Source organism: uncultured Subdoligranulum sp., assembly GCF_937890665.1.
In genome coordinates this window covers 1-2,303 of record NZ_CALADU010000219.1, presented here as the reverse complement: position 1 = coordinate 2,303, position 2,303 = coordinate 1, and the positions used below count along the sequence as shown (strand labels likewise).

Sequence of the window (2,303 nt, the reverse complement as noted above, 5' to 3'; positions counted from 1 at the left end):
GGATGTTCTCTCGGCCGAAGCCCTCTTCCCGGATCTGCTGGATGCCGTTGGAAACGAGGAAGTAAGCCTGATCGTCGGTGACCAGCCGGGGCCAGACGTAGGAGTTCCAGCACTCGATGAGTTTCAAGATAGTCACCGTGACGATGGTGGGCCGGCAGATGGGGATCATGACTTTCCACAGATATTTGAGGTCCGAGGTCCCGTCCACCTTGGCTGCCCGGTAGAGTTCGTCGGGCACCTGCTCAAAGCTCTCCTTGAGGAGGTAGATATAGAAGATGGAGGTGATGGAGGGCAGGATCAGGCCCGTAAAGGTGTTGCGCAGATCGAGATTGGTGATGGTTACATAGTTGGTGATGACCACCAGTTCGCTGGGAATCATCATCAGGGACAAAAACGCGCCGAACAGCAGGTTCTTGCCCCGGAATTCCAGCCGGGCAAAGGCATAGGCCGCCAGCGTACTGACCACCACCATGGCCGCGGTGGTGATAAGCGAGAAGAGCAGCGTGTTGAGCAGATACCCGCCCAGCGGCACCGCCGTGAAGGCTTCGCGGTAGTTTTCCAGCGTGGGGGCCAACGTAAAGAACTGGGGTGTGTGTTCCGAGTTGTAGGCGCCGTAGCTTTTCAGCGAGGTGAGCACCATCCAGTAAAAGGGAAACAGCACCACCACGGCCCAGATGCTGAGCCCCAGATAGGTCAGCGCCTTGCCCAGCCCCGCCTTGCGGCGGGCTGCCCGGCGCCGGGTTTCAAAATCTTCCGCCATGACGACCCCTCCTTAGCGGCGCAACTGCCGGCGGCTGACCAGCAGGTTGATGCAGGTGATGGTGAGCACGATGACAAACAGGATGATGGCCGCCGCCGAAGCGTAGGACGGGTAACCGCCGCTGTCGCCATAAAGCATATCGTACACATAGCCCACGATGGTGTTCATGCCCGCGGCGTTGAGGTCGGTGCCGAAGAGGGCCACCGCGTCGCTGTACGCTTTGAACGCACCGATAAAACCGGTGATGACCAGATAGACGATCATCGGCGAGATCAAAGGCAGGGTGATGCGGAAGAAGAGCCGCCGCCGGGGGGTGCCGTCCACCCGGGCTGCCTTGTAGTAATCGGGGTTGACCGAAGCCAGTGCCCCGGTGAGCACCAAAATTTTAAAGGGCATGACCACCCAGATGGTGTAAAAGCAGAGCACGAACATCTTGGCCCAATGGGGGCCGTTGATAAAGTCGATGGGCCCGGCGCCGAACCAAGCCAACATCAAGTTCACAAGGCCGTCGGTGTACTCGGTCTTTTGGAAAAGTACCATAAATACAAGGCCCACGGCCAGCGTGTTGGTGACATAGGGCAGAAAATAGATGGTCTGGTACAGTTTGCGCAGGGGTTGGATGGAACTAAGCCCCGCCGAGATGAGCAGTGCCAGCCCGGTGGAGAGCGGCACCGTGATGATGACGAGGACGAAGGTGTTTTCCACGGCTTGCAGGAAGTAGGGGTCGTGGAGCACATAGCTGTAATTGTACAGGCCTACCCCGAAGTAGGTCTGGGAGGCGAAGTTGAACCCTTCCTCCACCGAGTAGATCAGTACATCGATGAGGGGGTAGACAAGGAACGCCCCCAACAGCAGCAGCGACGGCAGCAGGTAGAGCCACGCCTTGTGGGAATTGCGATGCATGGACGATTTTCCTCCCTTCGGGGCCGTCAGCCCTGGGTGCCGAAGCGAATGCGAGCTTCGGTTTCACGGTCGAACAGGAACACCTTGTCGGGGTGCAGCGCAAACCGAACGGTATCGGCGGTATCGTCCACATCGTGACGGGCGTTGACGATGGCCCGCAGGGTATCGGCCGCACAGGCGGGATGGGTGCAGACGATGCTCACATCCCGGCCCAGCACCTCCACCCGGGAAAGTCCGCAGACCACCGGGCCGTTGGGGTCGGGCACAAAGCCTTCGGGCCGGATGCCGCACCAGACCGTACCATCCGGTGCGCCGGGCACCGCCAGCACATCCTGCCCGGCCAGCAGCAGCCGTTCCTTTTGAACGGTGCCTTCAAATACGTTGATGGGCGGCGTGCCCAAAAATTTGGCCACAAACAGGTTCGCCGGGTCGTCGTAGACCTGCTGGGGCTTGCCCTGCTGCATAAGCAGACCGTCTTTCATCACCACGATGCGGTCCGAGATGCTCATGGCTTCTTCTTGATCGTGGGTGACAAAAAGGGTGGTGATGCCGGTCTTTTTCTGGATCTTGCAGATCTCCTCCCGGGTCTGCAGCCGCAGCCGGGCGTCCAGATTAGAGAGGGGTTCGTCCAGCAGCAATA

3 protein-coding genes are annotated in these 2,303 nt (G+C 59.5%); all 3 read right to left on the bottom strand.

What is annotated here, in order from left to right:
• The coding region (locus Q0526_RS12695; protein ID WP_298734211.1) for a carbohydrate ABC transporter permease at positions 1–760 on the bottom strand (760 nt) is incomplete at its 3' end.
• Positions 761–772: 12 nt separating this feature from the next.
• Positions 773–1,663: a sugar ABC transporter permease gene (locus tag Q0526_RS12690; protein ID WP_298734205.1), complete on the bottom strand. Its 891-nt coding sequence runs from the start codon at positions 1,661–1,663 to the stop codon at positions 773–775.
• Between the two features lie 26 nt (positions 1,664–1,689).
• On the bottom strand, positions 1,690–2,303 hold a 614-nt coding region (locus tag Q0526_RS12685), incomplete at its 5' end, for an ABC transporter ATP-binding protein (protein WP_298734202.1).